The sequence below is a fragment of the Bradyrhizobium sp. WYCCWR 13022 genome, from assembly GCF_030435535.1.
GTDB lineage: Bacteria > Pseudomonadota > Alphaproteobacteria > Rhizobiales > Xanthobacteraceae > Bradyrhizobium.
Window position 1 is genome coordinate 279,927 of sequence record NZ_JAUIZJ010000010.1, and the last position, 23,808, is coordinate 303,734.

Below are 23,808 nucleotides of genomic sequence, written 5' to 3' on the forward strand. Positions count from 1 at the left end.
ATTCGCCTACGCCGCGTTGCGCTTCGCGGCGCTGTCGGCGAGATGTCGTCCGGCAATGTAGCCGAAGGTCAGCGCCGGCCCAAGCGTGATGCCGGCGCCGGGATAGTTGCCGCCCATGATGCTCGCCATGTCGTTGCCGGCGGCATAGAGCCCGGGAATCACCCGTCCTTCCGCGTCCAGCGCCCGCGCGTTCTCGTCGGTGACGATGCCGGCATAGGTGCCGAGATCGCCGACCACCATCTTGATGGCATAGAACGGCCCGTTCTCGATCGGCGCGATGCAAGGGTTCGGGCCGTGCATGGCGTCGCCCTGGTAGCGGTTATAGGCTTTTGAGCCTTTGCCGAAGGTGGCGTCGTGCCCCAGCGGCGCGGTCGTGTTGAACTGCTTGACGGTATCCGTGAATGCCTTCGCATCGATGCCGGCTTTCGCCGCCAGCGCCTCCAGCGTGTCGCCGCGCATGAGGTAGCCGGTCGCGAGGTGATGACCCAGCGGCATCGGGAACGGCGGCACGCAGCCGAGGCCGTATTTCCGCAGCGTCTTGTGATCGCAGACGAGATAGGCTGCGATCTCCTCGCCGGGTTTTGCAGCCTTGATCATGGCCTGGACGAAGTCGTGATAGGAGTTGCCCTCGTTGGCAAAGCGCTTGCCGTCGCGCATCACTGCGATCACGCCGGGCTTGGCGCGGTCGATGAAATGCGGCATCACGCCCTTCGAGCCGTCCTTGCGTGTGGTCAGCGACACCGGCACCCACGCCGCCGCGTTCGGCAGGCGATCCTCGACATGCCCGCCCGCGCTTTCGGCAAGACGCAGGCCGTCGCCGGTGTTGCCGGGGGGGCCGGGTGAATAGTGCTCATTGCCGGTCGGCGCGTGCGGGAACATCTTCTTGCGCCGCTCGACATCATGCGGGAAGCCGCCGCAGGCGAGCACGACGCCCGCGCGCGCACGGATGCGGACGTCGCGGCCCTCACGCGACACGATCGCACCGGTGACAGCGCCGTTCTCGACCGTCAGCTCGCTTACCGGCGAGGACAACCACAGCGGGATCTTCAGATCCTGCGCGGATTTGGCGAGACGCCCCGCCAGCGCATTGCCGTTGGTCAGGGTCATGCCGCGGCCGTAGCGCAGCACGTCCATCAGGTGCCGCGACAGGCGCTTGGCGACGTACACCGCCGAGGTCAGCGACTTCGTCACCCGCATGAAATGGATGATCTCCTTGCCGCTTCCCAGCATCATGCCGAACACGGTGAGCTCGGGCAGCGGCATGCCCAGCGTCTTGATGAGGTCGCCGAGCTCGCGGCCGTCGAACGGGCGTGTCACCATCGAGCGGCCGCCCTGCGCGCCGCCGGGCGCCTCGGCGTGATAGTCCGGGAAGACCAACGGCATGTCGAAACGCAATGCCGTCTTTGTGGTGAAGAAGTCGACGGCCTCGGGGCCGGCACTGAGGAACGCATCGACCCGCGCCGCGTCAAAATTGTTGCCGGCCTCGTGGTGCAGATAGGTGCGGGCCTGCTCCGGTGTCTCCGCGATGCCGTACGCCTTCGCCAGCGACGTCCCGGGGATCCACAGCCAGCCGCCGGAGCGGGCGGTGGTGCCGCCGAAGCGCGGCTCCTTCTCGACGATCAGCACGTCGAGGCCGCGGTGCCGCGCCGTGATCGCCGCCGACATGCCGGAGCATCCCGATCCGGCCACGAGCACATCGCACTCGTAGGTTTCGCTCGCGTTGCGCTCGTTGCCGGCCATGCCTCACCTCACTTCTTCAACAGCGGACATTTGGACTCGGAGACCGGACGGAAGGCGTCCTCGCCCTTCACGGTCTTGATGATCTCCAGATAGTCCCAGGGCTCCTTCGACTGCTCCGGCGACTTCACCCTGGCCAGGTACATGTCGCGGATGACGCGGCCGTCCTCGCGGAGCTTGCCGCCGTGGACGAAGGTATCCTCGATCGGCAGTTCGCGCATCTTCGCCATCACCTTGGCCGGATCGTCGGTGCCCGCGGCCTTGATGGCCTTGAGATAATGCAGAACCGAGCCGTAGACGCCGGTGTGGATCATGGTCGGCATCACATTGGTGCGGGCGAAGAATTTCCTGGACCAGGCGCGCGTCTGCTCGTCCATGTTCCAGTACGACGCGGTCGTCATGTAGGTGCCCTGTGCCGACTTCAGCCCGATCGCATGCACGTCGGTGTCGAACATCAGGAGGCCGACGAGCTTCTGGCCGCCCTGCACGAGGCCGAACTCGCCTGACTGCTTGATGGCGTTGTCGGTGTCCTGCCCGGCATTGGCGAAGGCGACGACGTCGGCCTTCGAGCTTTGCGCCTGCAGCGCGAAGGAGGAGAAGTCCGCGGTGTTGGTCGGATGCTTCACGCCGCCGAGCACCTTGCCGCCCATCTCGTTGATGAAGCGCGTCGCGTCCTTCTCGAGCTGCTGGCCGAAGGCATAGTCCGCGGTGATGAAGTACCAGGATTTTCCGCCCTCCTTGATCACGGCGGAGGCCGTCACCTTGGACAGCGCGTAGGTGTCGTAGGTGAAGTGCACGGTGTTAGGGCTGCACAGCTCGTCGGTCAGCGAGCTCGCGCCGGGGCCGGAGAGCAGGGCGATCTTGTTGCGCTCGCGCACCATGTTGTGCACGGCGATCGCGATGCCGGAATTGGGGATATCGGCGACCGCGTCGACCTTGCCGTTGTCGAACCAGCCGCGCACGATGTTGACGCCGACGTCGGTCTTCATCTGGTGATCGGCGCTGATGATCTCGATCGGCTTGCCGAGCACGGTTGGCCCGAACTCCTCCACCGCCATCCTGGCCGCCTCGACCGAACCCGGCCCCGAGTTGTCGCGGCCCCAGTTCGACAGATCCGTCAGCACGCCGATCCGCACCACGTCGTCGGAGACTTGCGCGCTGGCGATCGTGGTCGTGGCAGCAGAAATCATGGCAGCGAGCATGGCGCAGGCCAAAAGCCCTCTCATCGAAGTTTCCTCTCTTTCATGGGCCGCTTGGCGCGGCCTGATGTTCCGGGCAAAGTTAGATATTAGCAAATTAGTTTGTCAATAGCGAATAAGAGGCGATTCGCCCGGACGACGGTGAGGTGGCTGCGGTGCGAACATCACGCGTCGTGATCACGGTCGCATACAATGCTCCTCCAGGTTGCAACCCCAGCAGCGATTGGCCATGATGCCCCGTGGAATCGTGGGGCGGATGGCAATGACTGTTGCAACGGGGGTCTCCGGCGAAGCGGAGCGGTCGACGACGGCGCATGTGGTGTGGGCAAGTGCGCTCGGCACCGCGATCGAGTGGTACGACTTCCTGATCTACGGCACCGCCGCCGCACTCGTGCTCAACAAGCTGTTCTTCCCGAGCTTCGATCCCTTCCTCGGCACGCTGGCGGCGTTCTCGACCTATGCGGTCGGCTTCGTGGCGCGGCCGATCGGCGGCGCCATCATCGGGCATTACGGCGACCGGCTCGGACGCAAGACAATGCTGGTCGCGACCATGATCGCGATGGGGCTCGGCACATTCCTGATCGGCTGCCTGCCGACCTACAGCCAGATCGGCGTCTGGGCGCCGATCCTGCTCGTCATCCTGCGCTTCATTCAGGGGATCGGGCTCGGCGGCGAGTGGAGCGGTGCGGTCGTCATGGTGGTCGAGCATGCCGGCAACCGCCGCGGCTTCTACGGCAGCCTGGTGCAAATAGGCTTTCCCGTCGGCGTCGCGGCGTCCACCGGCATCTTCGGACTGATGACGCAGCTGCCTGAAGCGGATTTCTTGAACTGGGGCTGGCGTGTGCCGTTCCTGATCAGCATTTTGCTGGTCGGCATCGGCTTCATCGTACGGCTGAGGCTCGCAGAGACACCGCACTTCAAGGAAGTGGTCGAGCGCAAGGAGGTGCTGGCGCAGCCGGTCTGGGAAGTGCTGCGGCGTGACTGGCGCAGCTTTCTGCTGGCGATCGGCATCACGGTGTCCGAGGTCGGGCTCGCCTATCTCCTCACCGTGTTCGTCGTGGTTTACGCCACGGCAAAGCTCGGCGTCCCGCGCCAGGTGATCCTGAATGCCGTCGTCTATGCGGCAATCGTCGAGTTCGCGACGCTGCCGCTCGCCGGCTGGCTCTCCGATATCTTCGGTCGCAAGGCGCTCTATCTCGCCGGCGCCGTGTTCACGGTGGCGCTGGCGTTTCCGCTGTTCTGGTTCCTGAACACAAAGGAGCCGGTACTGATCACGCTGGCACTCGTCGTCACGATGACGCTGACGCATGCGCTGCTGTTCGGACCGAAGGCCGCGTTCATGCCGGAGCTGTTTCGCACCCAGGTGCGCTACAGCGGCGCCTCGTTAGGGGCAAATGTCGCAGCCGCGCTGAGCGGCGGCTTCTCGCCGCTGATCGCAACCGCGCTGCTGGCCTGGGCCGGCTCCTACTGGCCGGTGTCGCTCTACATCATCGCGCTCTCGATCGTCACGATCATCGCGACGCTGATGACGCCGGAGACGGCGCGCGACACGCTCAAGTCCTGAGGCAATTCGTCATCATCTCTGCTGCTCGAACGGGCCGGCGAGGCCCGTTGCCGCGCCTTGCATACACGGCCTGACGCCTTCTTATGCGTGCCTGCCGAAAGCCGATGCAGCGGCCTGATCCATTAGCCGCGTTTATGCAGCGGATTTTTACTTCCAATTTTACTTCGCAAAATCCCGGCCATAGCCTCACGCGCAACTGATCACCAAGCAGCCGATCAATGGCGATCGGTACGCGCGTTCATCGTAACCAACGAGGGTTGCCATGTCTGATGAGACCAAGGGGACGTCCGCTTCCGATCCGGCGGGACTGGAAGCCAAGGCGAACGTCAAGTCGTCCAAAAAGCTGAGCCGGCGCACACTCTTGAAGGGTGCGGCGGCCGTTGCGGGCGCGGCCGCAGGGTCGGATGCGATTCGCGGATTCCCGACCATCTGGGCGCAGGAGATCAAGGACATCGAGTTGCGCCATGTCGGTGTGTCGTATTCCGTGGTGAAGGCGATCGGCGACCAGGCGGCCAAGGATCTTGGCTTCAAGGTGACGATGCAGAACCTCGACACGTCGGCTGCCATCAACCGCTTCATAAGCCAGCCTAATACGGTCGATATCGCCGACCTCGAGGGCTGGCAGGCCAAGCTCGCCGCCAAGCGCAGCGTGATCCAGGGCATCGAGGTCAAGAAGATCAAGGAGTTCGACAACATCCTGCCGATCTTCACCAAGGGCGAGATCGATGGTCACAAGATCCCGCGCCAGGGTATCTCGCCCTATGAAGCCATGTACATCGCCAAGCCTGACTCCACCGATCTCCACGATGGCGTCACGGAATGGGCGACCTTCCTGCCGCAGGTCTACAACGCCGACTCCATCGGCTATCGCCCTGATCTCGTCGGCCACGAAGTGACCGAATGGAAGGATCTGATCGATCCAAAATTCAAGGGCAAGGCCGCGATCCTCGACGTGCCTGCAATCGGCATCATGGATGCCGCGCTCTGCTTCGAAAGTGCCGGACTGATCAAGTACGGCAACAAGGGTAACATGACCAAGGAGGAGATCGACTTCACCTGCAACAAGCTGATCGAGCTGAAGAAGGAAGGCCAGTTTCGCGCGACCTGGACCACCTTCGACCAGTCGGTGCAGCTGATGGCCGCGGGCGAAGTGGTGATCCAGTCGATGTGGTCGCCGGCGGTTGCCGCGGTGCGCGTCAAGGAAATTCCCTGCGTCTACGCGCCCGTCAACATCAAGAACGGCAAGGAAGGCTATCGCGGCTGGTGCAACGGCATGGGCCTGATGAAGCATCTCTCCGGCAAGAAGCTCGATGCCGCCTACGAATATCTCAACTGGTATCTCTCGGGTTGGCAGGGCGGCTTCGTCGCGCGCTACGGCTACTACAGCCCGGTGCCCTCGACCGCGAAGAAATTCCTGACGCCCGCCGAATGGGCGTTCTGGTACGAGGGCCAGCCAGCGCCTGAGGTCGTCAACGATCCTTACGGCGTGCCGATGGAAAAGGCCGGCACCAGGCGCGACGGCGGCTCGTTCCTCGAACGCGTCAAGAACATCTCGTGCTGGAACACGCTGATGGACGAGGCCGCCTACATGAACAAGCGCTGGAACGACTTCAAGGTGGCCTGAAATCTGCTTTCCCTGACGTCAGGAAGCACCGGCGCCGCCACGCGCCGGTGCGACAAGATCGGCTCCGAGGCGTTTGCTGATATGCAGCCAAGCTCAAGTCCCTCACGTTCGAACCTCGCCGGCTGGCTCTATGTCTCGCCGCTCGTGCTCGTGCTCGTGCCGTTCTTCGTGGCGCCGATCCTGGTGGTGCTGGCCGCGAGCGTCTTCGCCACCGACGGCTTTGGCGGGCTGACACCGGGCTTCACGCTCGCAAGCTATATCGAGGTGCTGCATTCGGCACTGACGTTGAAGCTGTATCTGGCGACCATCAAATTCACCGTGCTGACGTGGATCTTCACGCTGATCATCGGCTTCTTCGTCGCCTATTTCCTGGTGTTCCACGTCCGTAACCAGTTGCTCGCGATCGGCCTGTTCCTGCTGTGCACCGTGCCGTTCTGGACCTCGAACATCATCCGGATGATTTCCTGGATTCCGCTGCTAGGCAAGGAAGGCCTGATCAACCAGGCGCTGCTGGCGATGGGCGTGATCCGTCAGCCGCTGGAAGTGCTGCTGTTCTCCGACCTCGCTGTCGTCATCGCCTACGTCCACCAGCTCACGATCTTCATGATCGTGCCGATCTTCAATTCCATGGCGCGGATAGACAAGAAGCTGATCGAGGCGGCGATCGATGCCGGCGCCAGCCGCTTCGACATCATGCGCCTGATCGTGGTGCCCATGTCCAAGAGCGGCATCGCGCTCGGCACCATCTTCGTGGTCTCGATCGTGATGGGCGATTTCTTCGTGGTGAAGGTGATGTCCGGCGGCGGCTCGGCATCGGTGGTCAGCGCGTTCTACGAGGATGTCGGCGTGCTGCAATATCCGACCGCGGCCGCGAGCGCCGTGCTGCTGACGCTGGTGCTGGTCGCCGTCGTCTCGCTGATCCTGCGCACCGTCGATGTCAGGCAGGAGATTACGCGATGAGCGCGGTTCTCGCCGACATGCCCGAAACGGTCGCGCCTGCGACAACCAAGGCGATCGCGCCGAGCAAGGGCGGCCGGCCCTGGACGTTCTATGTGCTGGTGACGCTGTTTGCGGCCTACGTGATCGCGCTCTATGGTCCGATGTTCTGCATCTACGTCCTGTCGTTCCAGGACATTCGCGGCGGCCTCGTATTCCCGATGAAGGGGCATTCGCTGCACTGGTTCGTCGATCTCTTCACTCAAGTGCGGACCGGCGACGTCAAGGGCTCGTTCGACCGCTCGATCAAGCTGGCCTTTGTCGTCACCATCATCACCGTGGTGGTCTCGTTCCTCGCCGGCCTCGGTTTCCGCAAGCGCTTTCGCGGCGACTCGTTTGTTTTCTACATGATGATCGGCAGCCTGGTCGCCCCCGGCCTGGTGCTCGGTCTCGGTACGGGGCTCCTGTTTCAGGCGCTGGGGCTGAATGCGAGCTGGTACACCTCCGCGCTCGGTGCCCAGCTCTCCTGGACGCTGCCGTTCGGCGTGCTCGTGATGTTCGCGGTGATGTCGCGCTTCGACCATGTATGGGAAGAAGCAGCGTACGACCTCGGCGCCAGCCGCTGGCAGTCAATCCGGCTGGTGATGATCCCGGTGCTGGCGCCCGGCATGGTCGCGGTAGCGCTGTTCGGTTTCACGCTGTCCTATGACGAGTTTGCGCGCAGCCTGCAGACCGCAGGCTCGCTGAACACGCTGCCGCTGGAAATCTGGAGCATGACGCTGAACGTCACCTCGCCCTCGCTCTATGCACTCGGCACGGTGACCACCATCGTCTCCTTCATCGTCATTGGCGCAAGCCTCGGCACCATCGTGCTGATCCAGAGGAAGCGCGGCAGCCAGGCCAAGGGTAAAGAATGAAGTACGATCGCGGCGATATCGAACTGGCGGGCGTCTGCAAGAGCTTCGACGGCGCGACCTATGTGGTTGACGGTGTCAACCTGAGGATCGCCGACGGCGCCTATTGCTGCTTCATAGGCCCGTCCGGCTGCGGTAAGACCACGATCCTGCGCATGATCGCCGGCCATGAGGACCCGACCGCCGGCGAGATCGTCATCGGCGGCCAGAACGTCGTCGGGCTTGCGCCGGTGCAGCGCCGCACCGCGATGATGTTCCAGTCCTACGCGCTGTTCCCGCATCTGACCGTGCGCGAGAACATCGCCTTCGCCTTGCGCGTGCGCGGCCAGTCCAAGGCCGATCGTCTGCGCGCCGCCGATGCCATGATCGAGAAAGTGCGGCTGACGCAGTTCGCCGATCGCCTGCCGGCGCAGCTCTCCGGCGGCCAGCAGCAGCGGGTCGCGCTGGCGCGCGCCGCGATCACCGAGCCGCGCGTGCTGCTTCTCGACGAACCATTGTCCGCGCTCGACGAGCAGCTCCGCGTCCAGATGCGCCAGGAGCTGCGGCGGATGCAACAGGAGCTCGGCATCACCTTCATTCACGTCACCCACACCCAGCTCGAAGCCATCGCGCTCGCGGACCTCGTCGTCGTGATGGAGCAGGGCAGGATCAAGCAGGCGGGCGCCGCGCGCGACGTCTATGCCCACCCGCATGATCGCTACGTCGCCGAGTTCATGGGCGGTCAGAACGTGCTGTCCGGCCGGGTCGAGAAGGTCAACGGCGCCAGCTTCACGCTCGCGCAGGCAGCTCCTTCGGGCATCGAAGTGCCGCTTCAGGCTCGTGCAAACGTCAACGTCGGCGACCAGGTCGATATTGCCGTGCGGCGCGACGATGTCGCGCTTATCAGGCCGGGCAGGGATTTGCCGCCCGGTTATACCACCTCGCTGCCGAGCCGGGTGCTTGCGATCGAATACCAGGGCTACTTCGTCAAGGTCATGCTCGACACCGTGCCGGATGACGAGTTCGTCGCCTACGTGCCGGAAAAGACCTTCTTCGCAGATCCCTTCACAGTCGGCGATGTCGTCATGGCCACATGGGCCGCCGGCAGCGCGTTGCCTCTCGCCTAAAGACCCGTCGCGCACAGGAGTATGACCGTGCAGATATCCTTCACACTCAACGGCCGGCCAACCACTGTCGACGTCGAGCCCGCAACGCTCGTCGCCGAGCTGCTGCGCGAGCAGCTCAATCTCACGGGCACGCATATTGGCTGCGACACCAGCCAGTGCGGCGCCTGCGTGGTGCATCTCGATGGCCTGCCCGTGAAAAGCTGCACGCTGCTGGCGCCCGCGCTCGACGGCGCGACGCTGCTCACCATCGAAGGTCTGCAAGGCGCGCCCGGCTCGAACCAGATGCATCCGATGCAGGAGGCGTTTCGCGAGCATCACGGCCTGCAATGCGGCTTCTGCACGCCCGGCATGCTGATGACCGCGGTGGCGCTCGCCAACGAGAAACCGGACCTGACCGAGGCCGATGTCCGCCACGGCCTCGAAGGCAACATCTGCCGCTGCACCGGCTATCAGAACATCGTCGTCTCGGTGATGGCCGGCGCCGCCGCCATGAACGCCGCCAAGGGAGAGTGACCATGGGCAATGTGATCGGCATCGGCGCCGCACCGAAGCGGAAGGAAGACCAGCGCTTCCTCACCGGCCGCGGCAATTACGTCTCCGATATCAAGCGCCCCGGCATGGCCGCCGGTGTGTTCGTGCGGTCGCCGCATGGGCACGCAGTGCTGCGCGGCATCGACAAGAGCGCGGCGCTGGCCTCGCCCGGCGTCGTTGCCGTGCTGACCGGCGACGACGTCAAGGCCGACGGCCTGGGCTCGCTGCCCTGCGGCTGGGGTATCTCGGACGCCAAGGGCGTGCCGATGAAGGAGCCGCCGTTCCCGATGCTGGCACAGGACAAGGTGCGCTTCGTCGGCGACATGGTGGCGTTCGTCATTGCCGAGACGCCGGAGCAGGCGAACGCCGGCGCCGAACTGCTGAAGGTCGACTACGAGGTGTTTCCCTCCGTGGTAGGCGTGCTCGAAGCAGTCAGGCCGGATGCGCCGCAGTTGTTCGACGACGTGCCGAACAATATCTGCTGCGACTGGGAGCTCGGTGACAAGGCCGCGGTCGAGACCGCGTTCCGCAAGGCCGCGCATGTCGCAAGGCTCAGCCTCGTCAACAATCGCCTGATCGGCAATCCCATGGAGCCGCGCGCAGCGATCGCGGAATACGAGCCCGGCACCGATCGCTTCACGCTGTGGACCACCAGCCAGTTTCCGCACGTCGTGCGCTTCCTGATGGGCGCGCTGGTGCTGAACATCCCGCAGCACAAGCTGCGCGTGGTTGCGCCAGATGTCGGCGGCGGTTTTGGCGTCAAGCAGTTCCACTATGGCGAGGAGGCCGTGATCACCTGGGCAGCCAAGCGCGTCAGGCGGCCGGTGAAATGGGTGGCGAGCCGCTCGGAAGGCTACGTTTCCGATCGCCACGGCCGCGATCACGTCACCGAGGCCGAACTGGCCCTGGATGAAAACGGAAAGTTTCTCGCCTTCCGCGTCAACACGCTCGCCAATATGGGCGGCTATCTCTCGACCTTCGGGCCGAACATCCCGACCAACCTCTATGGTCCGCTGCTTGGCGGCGTCTACACCACGCCGGCGATCTACTGCAACGTGAAGGTGGTCTTCACCAACACTGTCCCGGTCGACGCCTATCGCGGTGCCGGCCGACCCGAAGCGACCTTCGTGCTGGAGCGCATCGTCGATGTCGCGGCCGCCGAGATGGGAATCGATCGCGTCGAGATCCGCCGCCGCAACATGATCCCGAAGGAGGCCTACCCCTATCAGACCCCGGTGCTGGTGCAGTACGATTCCGGCGATCCCATGGGTTGCCTCGATGGCGCGCTGGTCGCTGCCGACGTCAAGAATTTCGGCGTGCGCAAAGCGGCCTCTTCCAGCAAGGGAAAATTCCGCGGGCTCGGCTACTCCACCTATGTCGAGGCTTGCGGCCTCGCGCCGTCGCGCTTTGCGGGGCGGCTCGGCGCGCGCGGTGGCCTCTACGAGAGTGCCACGGTGCGGGTGCATCCGACCGGGCAGGTGACGGTCATGATCGGTACGCACAATCACGGCCAGGGTCATGAGACGACGTTCGCGCAGATCGTCTCGGACAAGCTCGGCGTCGCCTTCGAGAATGTCGACATCGTGTTCGGCGATACCGACCGCGTGCAGTTCGGCATGGGTACCTATGGCTCGCGTTCCCTCGTGGTCGGTGGCGCTGCGCTGTCCAAGGCGACGGACAAGGTGATCGCCAAGGGCAAGAAGATCGCATCGCATCTGCTTGAAGCAGCCGAAGTCGATATCCAGTTCGAGAGCGGCAAATTCTCCGTCGCCGGTACCGACCGCGCGAAGACCTTCGAGGAGATCGCGGGCGCGGCCTATGTCCCGCACAATTATCCGCTCGAAGTGCTGGAGCCCGGGCTGGAGGAGCAGGCCTATTATGACCCTGTCAATTTCACCTATCCCGGCGGCTGCCACATCGCCGAGGTCGAGGTTGACCCTGAAACGGGTACGGTGACGCTGGTCAATTACACCGCGGTCGACGACGTCGGCACGGTGATCAACCCGATGATCGTCGAGGGCCAGCTGCACGGCGGCATCGTGCAGGGCGTCGGCCAGGCGCTGTTCGAGAACGCGGTCTATGACGAAGGCTCCGGCCAACTGCTGTCGGGTTCGCTGATGGATTATTGCATGCCGCGCGCCGACCATCTGCCGATGATGAAGGTCGCGACGCATTCCACACTCTGCACGCACACGCCGATGGGCGTGAAGGGTTGCGGCGAAGTTGGAACCATCGGCTCGCCGGCGGCCGTCATCAATGCGGTCGTCGACGCGCTGTCGCATCTCGGCGTCACCCATGTCGACATGCCGGCGACGCCGAACCGGATCTGGCGCCTGCTGCAAAACGCGTCGCTGCCGGTGGCCGCGGAATAGGGAGGACAACAATGAAGCCGTTCGCCTACCACCAACCCGACAAGATTCCCGACGCGGCGAAGCTTTTGACCACGATCGAGGACAGCAAGCTCGTCGCCGGTGGCATGACGCTGATCCCGACGCTGAAGCAGCGGCTGGCGAGCCCGCCCGCACTGGTCGATCTGTCAAAGCTCGGATCCCTCAAGGGTATCACCGACGATGGTGCGACCATTACGATCGGCGCGATGACGCCGCATGCGGTGGTTGCAGCCTCAAAGTCGGTGCAGGCGAAAATACCCGGGCTCGCGGCGCTGGCCTCGATGATCGGAGATCCCGCGGTGCGCAGCCGCGGCACCATCGGAGGGTCCGTCGCCAACAACGATCCCGCCGCGGATTACCCAGCCGGTGTGCTCGGCCTCGGCGCCACCATCATCACCAGCACGCGCGAGATCGCGGCCGACAAGTTCTTCCTCGGCCTGTTCGAGACCGCGCTCGAGCCGGGCGAGATCATCACCGCGATCCGCTTTCCCGCGCCGCTCAAGGCCGGTTACGCAAAGTTCAAGGCACCGGCGTCGCGTTATGCGCTGGTCGGCGTGTTCGTCGCGAAATTCGCTGATGGTACCCGTGTCGCCGTCACCGGCGCGGGTCCCGGCGTGTTCCGTGTGCCGCCGATGGAGGCGGCGCTGTCGGAGAGTTTTGAGCCGTCGGCCATCGCGGCGATCAAGATAGACAACGACGGCCTCACCTCCGATATCCACGCCGAAGCCGACTACCGTGCGCATCTCGTCACGGTGATGGCCAAGCGCGCCGTCGACGCGGCGCTCAGCTAGCTCTTTAGGGTTGATGATGACTGATGGTTCCGGCCGAGCGGCCTTCCCGCCGGCGCCGACTGGCCTTGGCGCACTTTCTGCAACCGAGATCTTGGCCGGCTACCGGCGCAAGGCGTTCACGCCGCGCGATGTCGTTGACGACACCATCACTGCGCTCGAAACGACGAACGAAGCCTGCAACGCGGTGGTGACACCGATGTACGAGCAGGCGAGGGCGGATGCCGACCGCCTGACGAAGGAGATGCGCGCGGGCGAAGCCAAGGGGCCGCTCGCGGGCGTGCCCGTCACGATCAAGGACCTCGTCTTCGTCGCGGGCGTGCCGGCCTACGCCGGCTCGCCGATGAACAGGAGCTTCGTACCTGATGTCGATGCCGCTGTGGTGTCGGCGCTGAAGGCGTCAGGCGCGATCATCACCTGCAAGACCACGACCTGCGAGTCCGGCTACAAGTTGACGGCCGACAGTCCGGTCACCGGCATCACGCGCAATCCCTGGAATCCCGGTCGTACCAGCGGCGGATCGAGCGGCGGCGCGGCGGCGGGTGTGGCCGCCGGCTGCGGCCCGATCGCGATCGGCACCGACGGCGTCGGCTCGATCCGTGTGCCGTCCTCCTTCTGCGGCGTGTTCGGGTTGAAGCCGACCTTCGGCCTCGTGCCGCGCTCGCCCGGCTTCTCGCCGCCGTCCTGGGCCTCGCTTGCCCATACCGGGCCGATCACGCGCACCGTTGCGGACGCCGCGCTGACACTTGAGATCATCGCCGCTTACGATATGCGGGACGCTGCAAGCCTTCCCGTGTCCGCACGTCGTTTTGATGCGACTGCAGGGCGCCTCGATGGCGTTCGCATCGGCGCCAGCGCCGATCTCGGCTATGCTGCCGTCAGCCCTGATGTGAGCGCGGCCTTCGGCAAGGCGCTCGCCGTTCTCGATTCCTGCGGTGCGCACGTCACCATGGATGGTCCGGGTCTCGATCCCGAGATCCTCGAGCATACGCTGAAGCCGATCGCCTTCACCGAACAGGCCGCCGCGGTTGCGACCAGGACGACGGCCGATCTTGCAGACTCGGAGGCTGACTATCGCGATGTCGTCAGCGCCGGCCGCCACTACAGCGGCACGGACTACATCGAAGCAAGTTACCGCCGCGGCCAGGCGCGCAGTGCTTTCGTGAAGCTGTTCGAGCGCGTTGATGTGCTGGTCACGCCGACCGTTGCCGTGACCGCGTTCGACGCTGGAAAGATCGGCGTCGAGACGATCGATGGCCGCAAGGTCGATCCGCACCTCGGCTGGTCGCCCTTTACCTGGCCGATCAATCTTGCGGGTTTACCGGCGGCGACATTGCCCTGCGGCTTCGATCGCGACGGCATGCCAATCGGGCTTCAGATCATCGCGCCCTGGCTCGGCGAGCCCACGATCTTCCGCATCGCCGCCGCGTTCGAGCAGGCGCAGCCCTGGGCCAAGTTCTGGCCGCAACTCGCGTTAGGTGAGGGGAGAGGGCGCGCCAAGGGGTGAAGCGGCCATGATGCAATCATGCCGGTGTTTTGCCCGACGTGTCAAATCCGGAAAGCATGGTCCGAAAACCGCGCCGCGGCTCTCCGAAAAATGACGCGCGAAAACCCCTTTGCAAACAAGGGCCATTCTACTGTGCATGGGGTTGTTTTCGAGTTTGTGTCGGCCTAGCCCAGCTCGATCGGCGCGCCGCGGCCGCTGAGCTCCTCGTCGAGGCGCAGATAGTGCGCGAGATAGTCGTGTAGCGCGGTCGCCGCCTTCGAGGTTGCGCCGCTCGACTTGTAGAGCAGCAGCTCGATCTTCGGCAGCGGCGGCAGGCCTTCGTTCGGTCCAATCTCGCGCATCGCCGGCACCAGCGCGCTGCGGCCGAGCACCGTGACGGCCATGCCGGCGAAGGCCGCGGCTTGCAGGCCGCCGACGCTTTCGCTGACGCAGGCGACGCGCCAGCGCAAATTTGCGCGCTCCAGCGTATCGATCGCATAGTCGCGATAGATGTTGCCCGGCGGCAGGAGCGCGAGCGGGATCGGTCGCTCCTGATGCGCCGTGGACTGCTCGCCGGTCATCCACACCAGCTGTTCGCGCCGCACGACCTGGCCGCCGGTGAAATCGTTCATGCGAGTGACGAGCGCGATGTCGACGTCGCCGCGCTTGACGAGGCCGACGAGCGGAGTCGACAGCGCGCAGTTGAGCTCGACCTGGACGCGCGGGAACGACTTCCGGAACACACTGAGGATCTGCGGCAGCATGAACGCGGCATAGAGGTCGGGCGTGCCGAGCACGACCTGGCCCTCGATCTCCTGCGATGCCAGCTGCGAGATCAGCTCGTCATGCAACCGCAGGATGGATTTGGCATAGGTGAGGACGGTGGTGCCGTCGTCGGTCAGCATCAGCCTGCGGCCGCCATGCTCGAACAGCTGCTTGCCGGTGAGCTCCTCCAGCCGCTGCAATTGCAGCGTGATGGCCGGCTGGGTACGGCCCAGCCGTCGCGCGGTCTCGGTGATGCTGCCGGTCTCGACCACCGAGATCAGCGACCGGAGCATGCGGATGTCGAGACTGATGAGGTTCATGCGGCGTCCATATCGCCCAGAAATTATGCAAGTTCCATGCTAGTGCGGGAGCGCGCCGGACCGCATCCCTGACGAATAAGCCGGAACCTGGTCGCGCCCGGACGGCGTTGCTGGCATACCGAATATCTGAAATCAGCCAAACCGGCGCGATCTTCAGAACGGCATGGCCGCGGAGAAGAAGCCCTGGGAGATCGGCAGAAGCTTCGATCATGCGGCAGTGCTCGGCCCGATCCATCCGGCGAGCAAGATCGGCCATTTCGAGAAGGGTCGGCACGTCTCTGAATTGCCGGAGTTCCCTCGGCGATTGCCCCGTGTTGGGCCATGAACAAACCTGTTGTGGCCATATTTGGGGGTGAAGTGATTTCCCGTGAGGGAGGCACTCGGATGAACAAGGCTCTGATCACTGGCATCGTGCTGCTGGCTGGCGTGCCCGCAAGCGCCGTTGCGCAGGAGCGTGCTGGCTCCGCGGCGTTGGGCGCAGTGTCCGGTGCGGTCGTGCTCGGCCCGGTCGGTGCCGTCGCGGGCGCCGTGATCGGCTATACGGCCGGTCCATCGATCGCCCGGTCATGGGGCATGGGGGGCTCGCGATCGGCAAGACACCGGCAGCCACCACGCCGCGAGGCGAACCGGGCTCCGTCACGCACGCGCGAGGCAATGGAAGCTAACGGCCAGATGAGGCCTGCGACCACTGCATCGGTTCAAGCCGCTCCTGCCGCTCCACCTGTTCAAGCTGCGCCCGCAGCGACGACGATGCCGCCCGCTCAAGGATTCGAATAAGGGCTGCGGTCTAAGCCGCAGTGGTCTTCGGTCGCAGCCGATCGACCGTTCGCGCGATCAGTGAAGCGACTTCCGCGACTTTCGGCCCAATCCGGAACTCCGGCCCTGCAACGACGACCGAGAGCCGGCGGTCGCCGATCGGCAGCGGGATCGCCGCTCCCGCGAGGTCGCGGCTGTAGTCGGCAAAACTCTGGCAATAGCCGCGCTCGATCGAATTGCGCAGCTCGGCCTCGACCGCCTCGATGCTGATCGGTGTCGACGGGCCGTATTGCCTGAACTCGATCTTGCGATAGACGGAGTCGCGCTCCTCCTGAGAATATTGCAGCAGCAGCGCACGGCCGCTGGCGGTGGCGTGGATCGGAACGCGGTGGCCGATGGTCGCGAAATAGCGGATCGCCGCCCTGGATTCGACGACGTCGATGAACACCGCCATCACGCCCGCCGGCGCAACGATGGACGCCGTCTCGCCGGTTTCGGCGGAGAGGTCGGCGATCAACTGATGCGTCCACGGCGGCAGCGGCTCGACCTCGGAGATCATCCGCGCCATCGCCAGCCACCGCGGCGTCGGATAGAAGCCGGCGCGCGGGCGCGGTTCGTAGAGATAGCCCTTCTCCGAGAGGGTCGCGAGCAGGTTGAAGGTCGACGAGCGCGGCCAGCCGAAATGATCGGCGATCTCGGCAAGCGTCGCCGGCTTCTTCGTTTGCGCGAAGAATTCCATGATCTCCAGGACGTTTGCGGCTTGGCGAACGATCATGGTTTGGATTTATGTCCTGCTCTAGCTCTGGCCGAGGATCTTCTTCGCGGCGCGAAGATGCGGCTTGTCGATCATCTGGCCATCGAGACGCAACGTGCCCGAGTTCGGATTGCTCGCGAACGCCGCGATCACCTTCTCCGCCCAGATGCGCTCTGCGTCGGTCGGATCGAACGCTGCGTTGACGATTTCGACGTGCTTGGGATGAATCAGCGCCTTCGCGGAAAACCCGTCGCGCCGTGCGGCGCGCGTTTCCTGCTCGAGGCCCGCGAGATTGTCGATGTCGGTGTAGACGGTGTCGATCGGCGCGACCTCGGCCGCGGCCGCCGCCATCAGGCAGAGATCGCGCGCCAGGCGATAGGGGCTGTGGAACACCCCGCCCGCTGCCTTTTCGGTGGCGCCGAGCGATGCCGAGAGATCTTCCGCGCCCCACATCAGGCCGGCGAGGCGAGGGGAGCAGCCCTTGTAGCTACCCAGCCCGAAGATCGAGCTGGCGGTCTCCGTCGCCACGCAGACGATGCGGGTTGCGCCGACCGCGATGCCCGATGCGGCTTCCAGAGCTTCGAGCCACGTCGCGACCTGGCGCACATCGTCGCCGCCTTGCGATTTCGGCAGCACGATGCCGTCAGGCTTGCCCGGAATCACCGCAGCGAGGTCAGTGAGCGTCATGCCGGTATCGAGCGCGTTGACGCGGACATAGAGCTGGTGCGAACCGGGGCGGCCCTTCAGCATCGCCAGCGTCAGCCCGCGCGCCTCCGGCTTCCTGTCGGTGACGACGGAATCCTCGAGATCGATGATCAGCGCGTCGGCCTTGCCTTCGCTCGCCTTCTCGAATTTGCGCGGGGAATCCCCCGGCACGAACAGCATCGAACGCATCAGACCGGCCTCTTGTGCATCATCGCCATGCGGCGGCATTTGCCGACGATCTCGTCGTTCTGGTTCAGAGCATGGTGCTCGAACTCGACGATGCCCGCCTTCGGGCGCGATTTGGATTCCCTCAACGAAAGCACCTTCGTCGTCGCCCGCAAGGTGTCGCCATGGAAGACCGGCTTCGGAAAGGTCACGTCGGTCATGCCGAGATTGGCGACGGTGGTGCCCATGGTCGTATCATAGACCGTCATACCGATCATGATGCCGAGCGTGTAAAGGCTGTTGAAAATGCGCTGGCCGAACTCGGTCTTTTCCGCGAAATGCGCGTCGATGTGCAGCGGCTGCGGATTGAGCGTCAGCAGGCTGAACATGGTGTTGTCCATCTCCGTGACGGTCCGGGTCAGCGGATGCCTGAACTCCTGGCCCACGGAAAAGTCTTCGAAATAAAGTCCGGCCATCGCGGTTTCCTCCCAGTCTTGGTGCGATTTGGCCCGCGGGCCGTTAGGGCGGCGCGGCCAGGTGAACTGCTTTTTGCTCGGCGAGCCGCTCGATCTCCTCCGTCGAGAAACCAGCCTCGCGCAAAATGTCGCGGCCGTGCTGACCGAGCGTCGGCGCGGGGCCGGCGGCTTCCGGCTGGGTCACGCTCCAGGTCGAGGGCACGCGCATCTGGCGGATGCGACCCTCCACGGGGTGGTCCACCGTCTTGAAGAAGTCGATTGCCTGGAGATGCGGATCTTCCAGAATCGTCTCCAGCGTGTGCATTGGCATCACCGGAATGTCGGCGCGCTCGAGTAGCTCGCGCCAGTCCGTGGTCGTACGCGTTGCGAAGATGTGGCCAATTTCCGCGTAGATCTCGTCGATGTGTCTCGTTCGCGCAGCGTGGTTGGCAAAACGCGGCTGATCGAGGAAATGCGGTTGCCCGATCGCCTCGAAGAAGCTCCGCCAGTGCTTGTCGTTGTAGATGAGCACGCAGAGATAACCGTCGCTGGTCTTGTAGGGCCGGCGATAGCGCGACAGCAGGCGGGCGTAGCCGCCATGGTCGAGCGGTGGATCGTAGGTGAGGCCGCCGAGATGATCGACCAGCACGAACTCGGTCATCGATTCGAACATCGGCACGTCGATGCGCTGGCCCTGACCGGTGCGCTGCTGGTGGATCAGCCCGCCCATGATGGCGTTGACCATCATCAGGCCAACGATGCGGTCGGCGATGGTGACGGGGACGTATCGCGGCGTGCCGTCGCCGGCGGCAGCTAACAGCGTTGGAATCGTGGCCGCGCCCTGGATCAGATCGTCATAGGCAGGCTTGGCGGCATAGGGACCGGACTGGCCGTAGCCGAATGCGCCGACATAGACCAGCGACGGATTGATCGCGGCCAGCGTCTCGTAGTCGAGGCCGAGCCGCGCCATTGCCTGCGGACGCACATTGTACACCAGCGCGTTGGCGCTCTTCGCCAGCCGCAGCAGCGCGTCGCGCGCTTCCGGCTTCTTGAGATCGAGCACGATGCTGCGCTTGCCGCGATTGGCATTGTGAAACATCCCGCCCATGCCGGGCGTGCGGCCGGGGCCGATCTGGCGAACGATGTCGCCCTCGGGGCTTTCGACCTTGATGACGTCGGCGCCCATGTCCGCCAGCACCTGGGTGCCGTAGGGGCCCATCAGCACCGAGGTCAGGTCGAGAATGGTGAAGCCGGCGAGCGGTCCCATGAGGCCTCACGCGATAAATTCATATAGGTGGAGTTAGGGTTCAGAAATCGACCATGTCAATTCGTGGTTCCTGCCCTGGCGCGCATAGCCCTATGCTTAGTTCATATACTTGACATATAAATTCACATATATGTACATTTTCTCAAGCAATAAGCGGAGCGAGGGCCGAGCGGACCGGCAGCCAGCGGCTGTCGCCTTCGACATTGGACGCGTCAGGGAGAATGAAATGAAGAAGAATCTGGTCCGGGTTGCCACCGTGCTCGCGTTGTCGCTGCCGGTTTCGACGCATCAGGCGCAGGCGCTCGAGCTCAAGGTCGCCGACAGCTTTCCCGCCGGACACTATCTCGTCCGTCTGATGCTCAAGCCCTGGATGGACGACGTCACCAAGCGCACCAACGGCGCGGTGACCTTCACCTATTATCCGAACCAGCAGATCGGCAAGGCCGCCGACATGCTGCGGCTGACACAATCGGGCGTGGTCGACATCGGCTACATCGGGCCGTCCTATGTCTCCGACAAGATGCCGCTGTCGGAAGTCGCGCAACTGCCGGGCGCGTTCGCGACCAGCTGCCAGGGCACGCTCGCTTATTGGAAGAGTGCGCGCGAAGGCGTGCTGGCTAAGCAGGAATATGCGCCCAACAAGATCAAGCTGCTGATGGCCGTCGTGTTGCCGCCCTATCAGGTGTGGACGGTCAAGTCGAAGGTCGAAACCGTCAAGGACATGCAGGGCCTGAAGCTGCGCACCACCGGCGGCGCGCAGGATCTCACGCTGCGCGCGCTCAACGCGGTGCCGGTGCGCATGGCTGCGCCCGATGCCTATGAGTCGCTCTCGCGCGGCACGATGGATGGTCTCTTGTTCCCGCTCGATAGCGTCGTGGCCTATGGCCTGGACAAGCTGGTCAAGCACGGTACCGAAGGCGTCAGCTTCGGCAGCTTCATCGTGGCCTATTCGATCAACCAGTCGGTCTGGGACAAGCTGCCCGACGACGTGAAGAAGGCGATGAACGAAGCATCGGAAGCGATCACGCCAAAGGCCTGCGCCGACGTCGACAAGGAAGGTGCCGTCACCAAGAAGCAGATGCAGGACGAAGGCGTCACCTTCGATCCGCTGCCCGAGGCAACGCGCGCCGAGATGAAGGACAAGCTCAAAGGCGTAGGTCACGAGTGGGCGGCCGGTCTCGACAGCCGCGGCAAGCAGGCCTCTGCGGCGCTGAAGGAGTTCGACGACTTGCTCGCCGCCGGCAGCAAGTAATCCTGAAACGAACAGGGAGACGCGAGGTGATCGAACGGGCAGGGCAGGTGCTCGGCGCGCTGGAGCGCGCGCTGACGGTGATCGCAGTGGTGTTCCTGTTCGTGATCATGGTGCTGGTCGTCACCGACGTGTTCATGCGCTATGCACTGAACAGCCCGTTCTCCTTCACCTATGACCTGATTGGGCTATACCTGCTAGCGGGCGTGTTCTTCTTCACGCTGTCGGATGCCTTGCGCGAGCACGCGCATGTCGGCGTCGACATTTTGCTGTCGCGCTTCTCGCCGGCGGGGCGGCGGCTGTCCGAGATTGTCACCGCGCTCGCCGGCCTGTTTGTGTTCGCCCTGATCTGCAAAGTCGGCTTCGCGCGCGCGCTGGAAAATTACGAGCAGCACGACGTCCTCTCGGGCGCCATTCCATGGCCGACCTGGATTTCTGCCGCGCTGGTGCCGTTCGGCTGCGGTGTACTGGTGCTGCGGCTCGCGCTCCAGCTCATCGGCAATGTGCTGAGTCTGGCCAGCGGACGGGACCTCTATCCGCTGCCGCCGGTCACCGGCGTCGGCGAAGCCCGCGGCTTCGAGTAACGGCAGGCATCCATGACACCTCTCATCGTTCTCGCTCTCCTGTTCGGCCTGCTCGCGCTCGGTACGCCCGTCGGTTTCGCCATGGCGTTTTCCGGATCAGTCGGTCTCGTCATGGTCGGCGGCTTCCCGACGCTATCGGGCATCCTGGAGACCGCGCCGCTCTCGACGGTCTCCTCCTATGAGCTCATCACCATCCCGATGTTCCTCCTGATGGCGGACCTCGTGCTGCTGTCGGGCGTTGCCGATGATCTGTTCAAGACGGCCTCGGCCTGGGTCGGGCGCGTTCCCGGCGGGCTCGGCATGGCGACGGCTCTTGCCGGCGCGGGTTTCGGCGCGATTTGCGGCACCTCGACGGCGTCAGCCGCGACGCTGTCCTCGACCAGCCTGCCGGCGATGATCCGCCAGGGTTACGAGCCGAAGATGGCCGCCGGCGTCGTCGCGATCTCGGGCACGCTGTCGATGCTGCTGCCGACCAGTGTCGCGCTCGTCATCTTCGGCCTGCTCGCCGAGGTGAACATCGGAAAACTCCTGATCAGCGGCATCATCCCCGCGATCCTCGTCACCATCACCATCATGGCCACGATCTATTTCCTGGTCTGGCAGGATCCCTCGCGCGCGCCCGCCGCGAAATCAGTGCCGTGGCGGGAGAAGTTTGCGCTGCTGTGGCAAGTGTCGCCTATGGTGGTGCTGTTCTCGATCGTCACAGGCACGATCTATCTCGGGGTCGCGACGCCGACTGAGGCTTCCGCCTTCGGTGCATTCGGCGCCTTTTTGCTTGCGATCGTCAAGGGCAAGATCACGCCGACCTCGCTCTACAAGACGCTGCTGCGCGCTTGTCACGGCACCTGCATGATCATCATGATCCTCGTCGGGGCCTCGATCTTCGGCTATTTCTTCACGCTCACCCATGTGACCCAGGATCTGGTCGCCTGGATCGGCTCCTTGCCGACCTCGCGCTGGATCATCATCACGCTGATCCTGTGCGGCTATATCGTGCTCGGTTCCTTCATGGACCAGATCGCGATCCTGGTGCTGACCGTGCCGATCGTGCTGCCGCTGATCAAGACGCTCGGCTTCGACCCGATCTGGTTCGGCGTCATCAAGATCGTCACGGCCGAAGTCGGCATGATCACGCCGCCGGTCGGGCTGAACTGTTTCATCGTCGCACGTTATGCCAAGCGGCCGGTGGCGGAGGTGTTTCACGGCACCTTCCCGCACTTCGTTGCGCACCTGGTCGCGATTGCGATCCTGGTGGCGTTTCCGTCCATCATCCTCTGGCTTCCCTCGCAGATGGGGCGCTAAGCTTAACGAGCCTCCACAAGGAGACCATCATGGATTTCGCGCTTACCGATCAGCAGGAAGCCATTCGGGACGCCATCGCCAAGATCTGCGAAGGCTTTCCCGACGCCTATTGGCTGAAGAAGGATCACGACGGCGGCTTCCCGCACGATTTCCACAAGGCGCTCGCCGACGCCGGCTGGCTCGGCATCTGCGTGCCGGAGGAATATGGCGGCTCCGGCCTCGGCATCACCGAGGCTGCGATCATGATGCGCACCATCGCGGAATCCGGCGCCGGGATGTCCGGCGCCTCCGCGGTGCATATCAACGTGTTCGGTCTCAATCCCGTCGTCGTGTTCGGCACCGAGGAGCAGCGCAAGCGCATGCTGCCGCCGATGGTCGATGGCCGCGAGAAGGCGTGCTTTGCCGTCACCGAGCCCAACACCGGCCTCAACACCACCCAGCTCAAGACCCGCGCCGTCGCCAAGAACGACCGCTACATCGTCAACGGCCAGAAGGTGTGGATCTCGACCGCACAGGTCGCGCACAAGATCCTGCTCTTGGCGCGCACCACGCCGCTGGAAGACGTGCGCTCGCCGACCCACGGCCTCAGCCTGTTCTACACGGATTTCGACCGCAAGAAGATCAAGGTCCACGAGATCGAGAAGATGGGCCGCAAGATCGTCGATTCCAACGAGCTGTTCTTCGAGGATTTCGAGATCCCGATGGAGGACCGCATCGGCGAAGAGGGCAAAGGTTTCCAGTACATTCTCGAAGGCATGAACCCCGAGCGTATCCTGATCGCGGCGGAGGCCGTCGGCCTCGGCAAGCTGGCGCTGGCGCGCGCGACCGAATACGCCAAGACGCGCACCGTGTTCAACCGCCCGATCGGCAAGAATCAAGGCATCCAGCATCCGCTGGCAGTCAACTGGGTCGAGCTCGAGGCGGCCTGGCTGATGGTGATGCAGGCGGCATGGCAATACGACAAGGGCTTGCCTTGCGGTGCTGGCGCGAACGCCGCGAAATATTTTGCGGGCGAAGCCGGATACCATGCCTGCGAGCAGGCGGTGATGACCCATGGCGGCTTCGGCTACGCCAAGGAATTTCATGTTGAGCGTTATTTGCGCGAGGTGCTGATCCCGCGCATCGCACCGGTCAGCCCGCAGCTTGCGCTGAGCTTCATCGCGGAAAAGGTGCTGGGCCTCGCCAAGTCGTACTAGAGGGACGGGCTTGCC

Annotated in this window: 20 protein-coding genes and 2 pseudogenes; 15 read left to right on the forward strand and 7 right to left on the reverse strand. The window is 64.2% G+C overall.

Going from position 1 to position 23,808, the window contains the following annotated elements; genetic code table 11:
* Nucleotides 1-6: 6 nt before the first annotated feature.
* Nucleotides 7-1,740, reverse strand: a complete 1,734-nt coding sequence (locus QY049_RS17025; RefSeq protein ID WP_301269670.1) for an FAD-dependent oxidoreductase — start codon at nucleotides 1,738-1,740, stop codon at nucleotides 7-9.
* A gap of 8 nt (nucleotides 1,741-1,748) precedes the next feature.
* Entirely contained in the window at nucleotides 1,749-2,963 is a 1,215-nt protein-coding gene (locus tag QY049_RS17030; protein WP_301269671.1) for an ABC transporter substrate-binding protein, read from the reverse strand.
* A gap of 235 nt (nucleotides 2,964-3,198) precedes the next feature.
* Between QY049_RS17030 and QY049_RS17035 the strand changes: the two genes are divergently transcribed.
* From QY049_RS17035 to QY049_RS17075, 9 genes are all read left to right on the forward strand, one after another.
* Nucleotides 3,199-4,500 carry an MFS transporter gene (locus QY049_RS17035; protein WP_301269672.1) on the forward strand — a complete coding sequence of 434 codons (1,302 nt, stop codon included), beginning with the start codon at nucleotides 3,199-3,201 and terminating at the stop codon, nucleotides 4,498-4,500.
* A gap of 262 nt (nucleotides 4,501-4,762) precedes the next feature.
* The gene (locus QY049_RS17040) at nucleotides 4,763-6,124 is read left to right on the forward strand and encodes a PotD/PotF family extracellular solute-binding protein (protein ID WP_258765614.1); all 1,362 of its coding nucleotides are present in this window, start codon (nucleotides 4,763-4,765) and stop codon (nucleotides 6,122-6,124) included.
* A gap of 81 nt (nucleotides 6,125-6,205) precedes the next feature.
* The gene (locus QY049_RS17045; RefSeq protein ID WP_258765615.1) at nucleotides 6,206-7,084 is read left to right on the forward strand and encodes an ABC transporter permease; all 879 of its coding nucleotides are present in this window, start codon (nucleotides 6,206-6,208) and stop codon (nucleotides 7,082-7,084) included.
* Nucleotides 7,081-7,977: an ABC transporter permease gene (locus tag QY049_RS17050; protein ID WP_301269673.1), complete on the forward strand. Its 897-nt coding sequence runs from the start codon at nucleotides 7,081-7,083 to the stop codon at nucleotides 7,975-7,977. Before QY049_RS17045 ends, QY049_RS17050 begins: the two co-directional genes overlap by 4 nt.
* Nucleotides 7,974-9,080 (forward strand): ABC transporter ATP-binding protein, encoded by a 1,107-nt coding sequence (locus tag QY049_RS17055; protein ID WP_301269674.1) that lies wholly within the window; start codon nucleotides 7,974-7,976, stop codon nucleotides 9,078-9,080. Before QY049_RS17050 ends, QY049_RS17055 begins: the two co-directional genes overlap by 4 nt.
* A gap of 21 nt (nucleotides 9,081-9,101) precedes the next feature.
* Nucleotides 9,102-9,593, forward strand: coding sequence for a (2Fe-2S)-binding protein (locus tag QY049_RS17060; RefSeq protein WP_301269675.1), 492 nt, complete (start codon nucleotides 9,102-9,104; stop codon nucleotides 9,591-9,593).
* A 2-nt stretch (nucleotides 9,594-9,595) separates the two neighbouring features.
* Nucleotides 9,596-11,983: a xanthine dehydrogenase family protein molybdopterin-binding subunit gene (locus QY049_RS17065; RefSeq protein WP_301269676.1), complete on the forward strand. Its 2,388-nt coding sequence runs from the start codon at nucleotides 9,596-9,598 to the stop codon at nucleotides 11,981-11,983.
* An 11-nt stretch (nucleotides 11,984-11,994) separates the two neighbouring features.
* Nucleotides 11,995-12,792, forward strand: a complete 798-nt coding sequence (locus tag QY049_RS17070) for a xanthine dehydrogenase family protein subunit M (RefSeq protein ID WP_258765618.1) — start codon at nucleotides 11,995-11,997, stop codon at nucleotides 12,790-12,792.
* A gap of 16 nt (nucleotides 12,793-12,808) precedes the next feature.
* A complete protein-coding gene (locus tag QY049_RS17075) occupies nucleotides 12,809-14,296 on the forward strand; it encodes an amidase (protein WP_258765619.1) in 1,488 nt (495 codons plus the stop codon).
* Between the two features lie 164 nt (nucleotides 14,297-14,460).
* On the opposite strand, the gene QY049_RS17080 is transcribed toward QY049_RS17075, so the two are convergent.
* Complete coding sequence (locus QY049_RS17080) at nucleotides 14,461-15,360, reverse strand: LysR substrate-binding domain-containing protein (RefSeq protein WP_194479806.1); 900 nt, start codon at nucleotides 15,358-15,360, stop codon at nucleotides 14,461-14,463.
* 142 nt (nucleotides 15,361-15,502) lie between these two features.
* Here QY049_RS17080 and QY049_RS17085 point away from each other — a divergent pair.
* Both QY049_RS17085 and QY049_RS17090 read left to right on the forward strand, forming a co-directional pair.
* Nucleotides 15,503-15,628, forward strand: a pseudogene (locus QY049_RS17085) (FAA hydrolase family protein); the annotation flags it as partial.
* A 116-nt stretch (nucleotides 15,629-15,744) separates the two neighbouring features.
* Nucleotides 15,745-16,137, forward strand: a complete 393-nt coding sequence (locus tag QY049_RS17090; RefSeq protein WP_258765620.1) for a hypothetical protein — start codon at nucleotides 15,745-15,747, stop codon at nucleotides 16,135-16,137.
* 10 nt (nucleotides 16,138-16,147) lie between these two features.
* On the opposite strand, the gene QY049_RS17095 is transcribed toward QY049_RS17090, so the two are convergent.
* The 4 genes and pseudogenes from QY049_RS17095 to QY049_RS17110 all read right to left on the reverse strand — a co-directional run bounded on the left by QY049_RS17095 (nucleotide 16,148) and on the right by QY049_RS17110 (nucleotide 19,462).
* Nucleotides 16,148-16,891 (reverse strand): IclR family transcriptional regulator, encoded by a 744-nt coding sequence (locus QY049_RS17095; protein WP_194479808.1) that lies wholly within the window; start codon nucleotides 16,889-16,891, stop codon nucleotides 16,148-16,150.
* Between the two features lie 21 nt (nucleotides 16,892-16,912).
* Nucleotides 16,913-17,764, reverse strand: a complete 852-nt coding sequence (locus tag QY049_RS17100) for a CoA ester lyase (protein ID WP_258765621.1) — start codon at nucleotides 17,762-17,764, stop codon at nucleotides 16,913-16,915.
* Nucleotides 17,764-18,228 (reverse strand): annotated as a pseudogene (locus QY049_RS17105) (MaoC family dehydratase); the annotation flags it as partial. The pseudogene QY049_RS17105 and the gene QY049_RS17100, both read right to left, overlap by 1 nt.
* A gap of 31 nt (nucleotides 18,229-18,259) precedes the next feature.
* Nucleotides 18,260-19,462, reverse strand: coding sequence for a CaiB/BaiF CoA-transferase family protein (locus QY049_RS17110; protein ID WP_258765622.1), 1,203 nt, complete (start codon nucleotides 19,460-19,462; stop codon nucleotides 18,260-18,262).
* Between the two features lie 226 nt (nucleotides 19,463-19,688).
* Here QY049_RS17110 and dctP point away from each other — a divergent pair, with 226 nt between their 5' ends.
* Genes dctP through QY049_RS17130 form a run of 4 tightly spaced genes read left to right on the forward strand, consistent with a single transcriptional unit; the run spans nucleotide 19,689 to nucleotide 23,793 of the window.
* Entirely contained in the window at nucleotides 19,689-20,714 is a 1,026-nt protein-coding gene (dctP, locus tag QY049_RS17115; protein ID WP_194479812.1) for a TRAP transporter substrate-binding protein DctP, read from the forward strand.
* 26 nt (nucleotides 20,715-20,740) lie between these two features.
* Nucleotides 20,741-21,295, forward strand: a complete 555-nt coding sequence (locus QY049_RS17120; RefSeq protein WP_258765623.1) for a TRAP transporter small permease — start codon at nucleotides 20,741-20,743, stop codon at nucleotides 21,293-21,295.
* A 12-nt stretch (nucleotides 21,296-21,307) separates the two neighbouring features.
* Nucleotides 21,308-22,597, forward strand: coding sequence for a TRAP transporter large permease (locus tag QY049_RS17125; protein ID WP_258765624.1), 1,290 nt, complete (start codon nucleotides 21,308-21,310; stop codon nucleotides 22,595-22,597).
* Between the two features lie 29 nt (nucleotides 22,598-22,626).
* Nucleotides 22,627-23,793, forward strand: coding sequence for an acyl-CoA dehydrogenase family protein (locus QY049_RS17130; protein WP_301269677.1), 1,167 nt, complete (start codon nucleotides 22,627-22,629; stop codon nucleotides 23,791-23,793).
* Nucleotides 23,794-23,808: the final 15 nt, after the last annotated feature.

What these genes read in the sequence shown, in the direction of transcription:
- QY049_RS17095 (WP_194479808.1), bottom strand. Translation starts at nt 16,891, where the DNA reads ATGATCGTTCGCCAAGCCGCAAACGTCCTGGAGATCATGGAATTCTTC.
- QY049_RS17045 (WP_258765615.1), top strand. Translation starts at nt 6,206, where the DNA reads ATGCAGCCAAGCTCAAGTCCCTCACGTTCGAACCTCGCCGGCTGGCTC.
- QY049_RS17060 (WP_301269675.1), top strand. Translation starts at nt 9,102, where the DNA reads ATGACCGTGCAGATATCCTTCACACTCAACGGCCGGCCAACCACTGTC.
- QY049_RS17040 (WP_258765614.1), top strand. Translation starts at nt 4,763, where the DNA reads ATGTCTGATGAGACCAAGGGGACGTCCGCTTCCGATCCGGCGGGACTG.
- QY049_RS17130 (WP_301269677.1), top strand. Translation starts at nt 22,627, where the DNA reads ATGGATTTCGCGCTTACCGATCAGCAGGAAGCCATTCGGGACGCCATC.
- QY049_RS17090 (WP_258765620.1), top strand. Translation starts at nt 15,745, where the DNA reads ATGAACAAGGCTCTGATCACTGGCATCGTGCTGCTGGCTGGCGTGCCC.
- QY049_RS17025 (WP_301269670.1), bottom strand. Translation starts at nt 1,740, where the DNA reads ATGGCCGGCAACGAGCGCAACGCGAGCGAAACCTACGAGTGCGATGTG.
- QY049_RS17035 (WP_301269672.1), top strand. Translation starts at nt 3,199, where the DNA reads ATGACTGTTGCAACGGGGGTCTCCGGCGAAGCGGAGCGGTCGACGACG.
- QY049_RS17110 (WP_258765622.1), bottom strand. Translation starts at nt 19,462, where the DNA reads ATGGGACCGCTCGCCGGCTTCACCATTCTCGACCTGACCTCGGTGCTG.
- QY049_RS17100 (WP_258765621.1), bottom strand. Translation starts at nt 17,764, where the DNA reads ATGCGTTCGATGCTGTTCGTGCCGGGGGATTCCCCGCGCAAATTCGAG.
- QY049_RS17080 (WP_194479806.1), bottom strand. Translation starts at nt 15,360, where the DNA reads ATGAACCTCATCAGTCTCGACATCCGCATGCTCCGGTCGCTGATCTCG.
- QY049_RS17070 (WP_258765618.1), top strand. Translation starts at nt 11,995, where the DNA reads ATGAAGCCGTTCGCCTACCACCAACCCGACAAGATTCCCGACGCGGCG.
- QY049_RS17125 (WP_258765624.1), top strand. Translation starts at nt 21,308, where the DNA reads ATGACACCTCTCATCGTTCTCGCTCTCCTGTTCGGCCTGCTCGCGCTC.
- dctP (WP_194479812.1), top strand. Translation starts at nt 19,689, where the DNA reads ATGAAGAAGAATCTGGTCCGGGTTGCCACCGTGCTCGCGTTGTCGCTG.
- QY049_RS17055 (WP_301269674.1), top strand. Translation starts at nt 7,974, where the DNA reads ATGAAGTACGATCGCGGCGATATCGAACTGGCGGGCGTCTGCAAGAGC.
- QY049_RS17065 (WP_301269676.1), top strand. Translation starts at nt 9,596, where the DNA reads ATGGGCAATGTGATCGGCATCGGCGCCGCACCGAAGCGGAAGGAAGAC.
- QY049_RS17030 (WP_301269671.1), bottom strand. Translation starts at nt 2,963, where the DNA reads ATGAGAGGGCTTTTGGCCTGCGCCATGCTCGCTGCCATGATTTCTGCT.
- QY049_RS17050 (WP_301269673.1), top strand. Translation starts at nt 7,081, where the DNA reads ATGAGCGCGGTTCTCGCCGACATGCCCGAAACGGTCGCGCCTGCGACA.
- QY049_RS17075 (WP_258765619.1), top strand. Translation starts at nt 12,809, where the DNA reads ATGACTGATGGTTCCGGCCGAGCGGCCTTCCCGCCGGCGCCGACTGGC.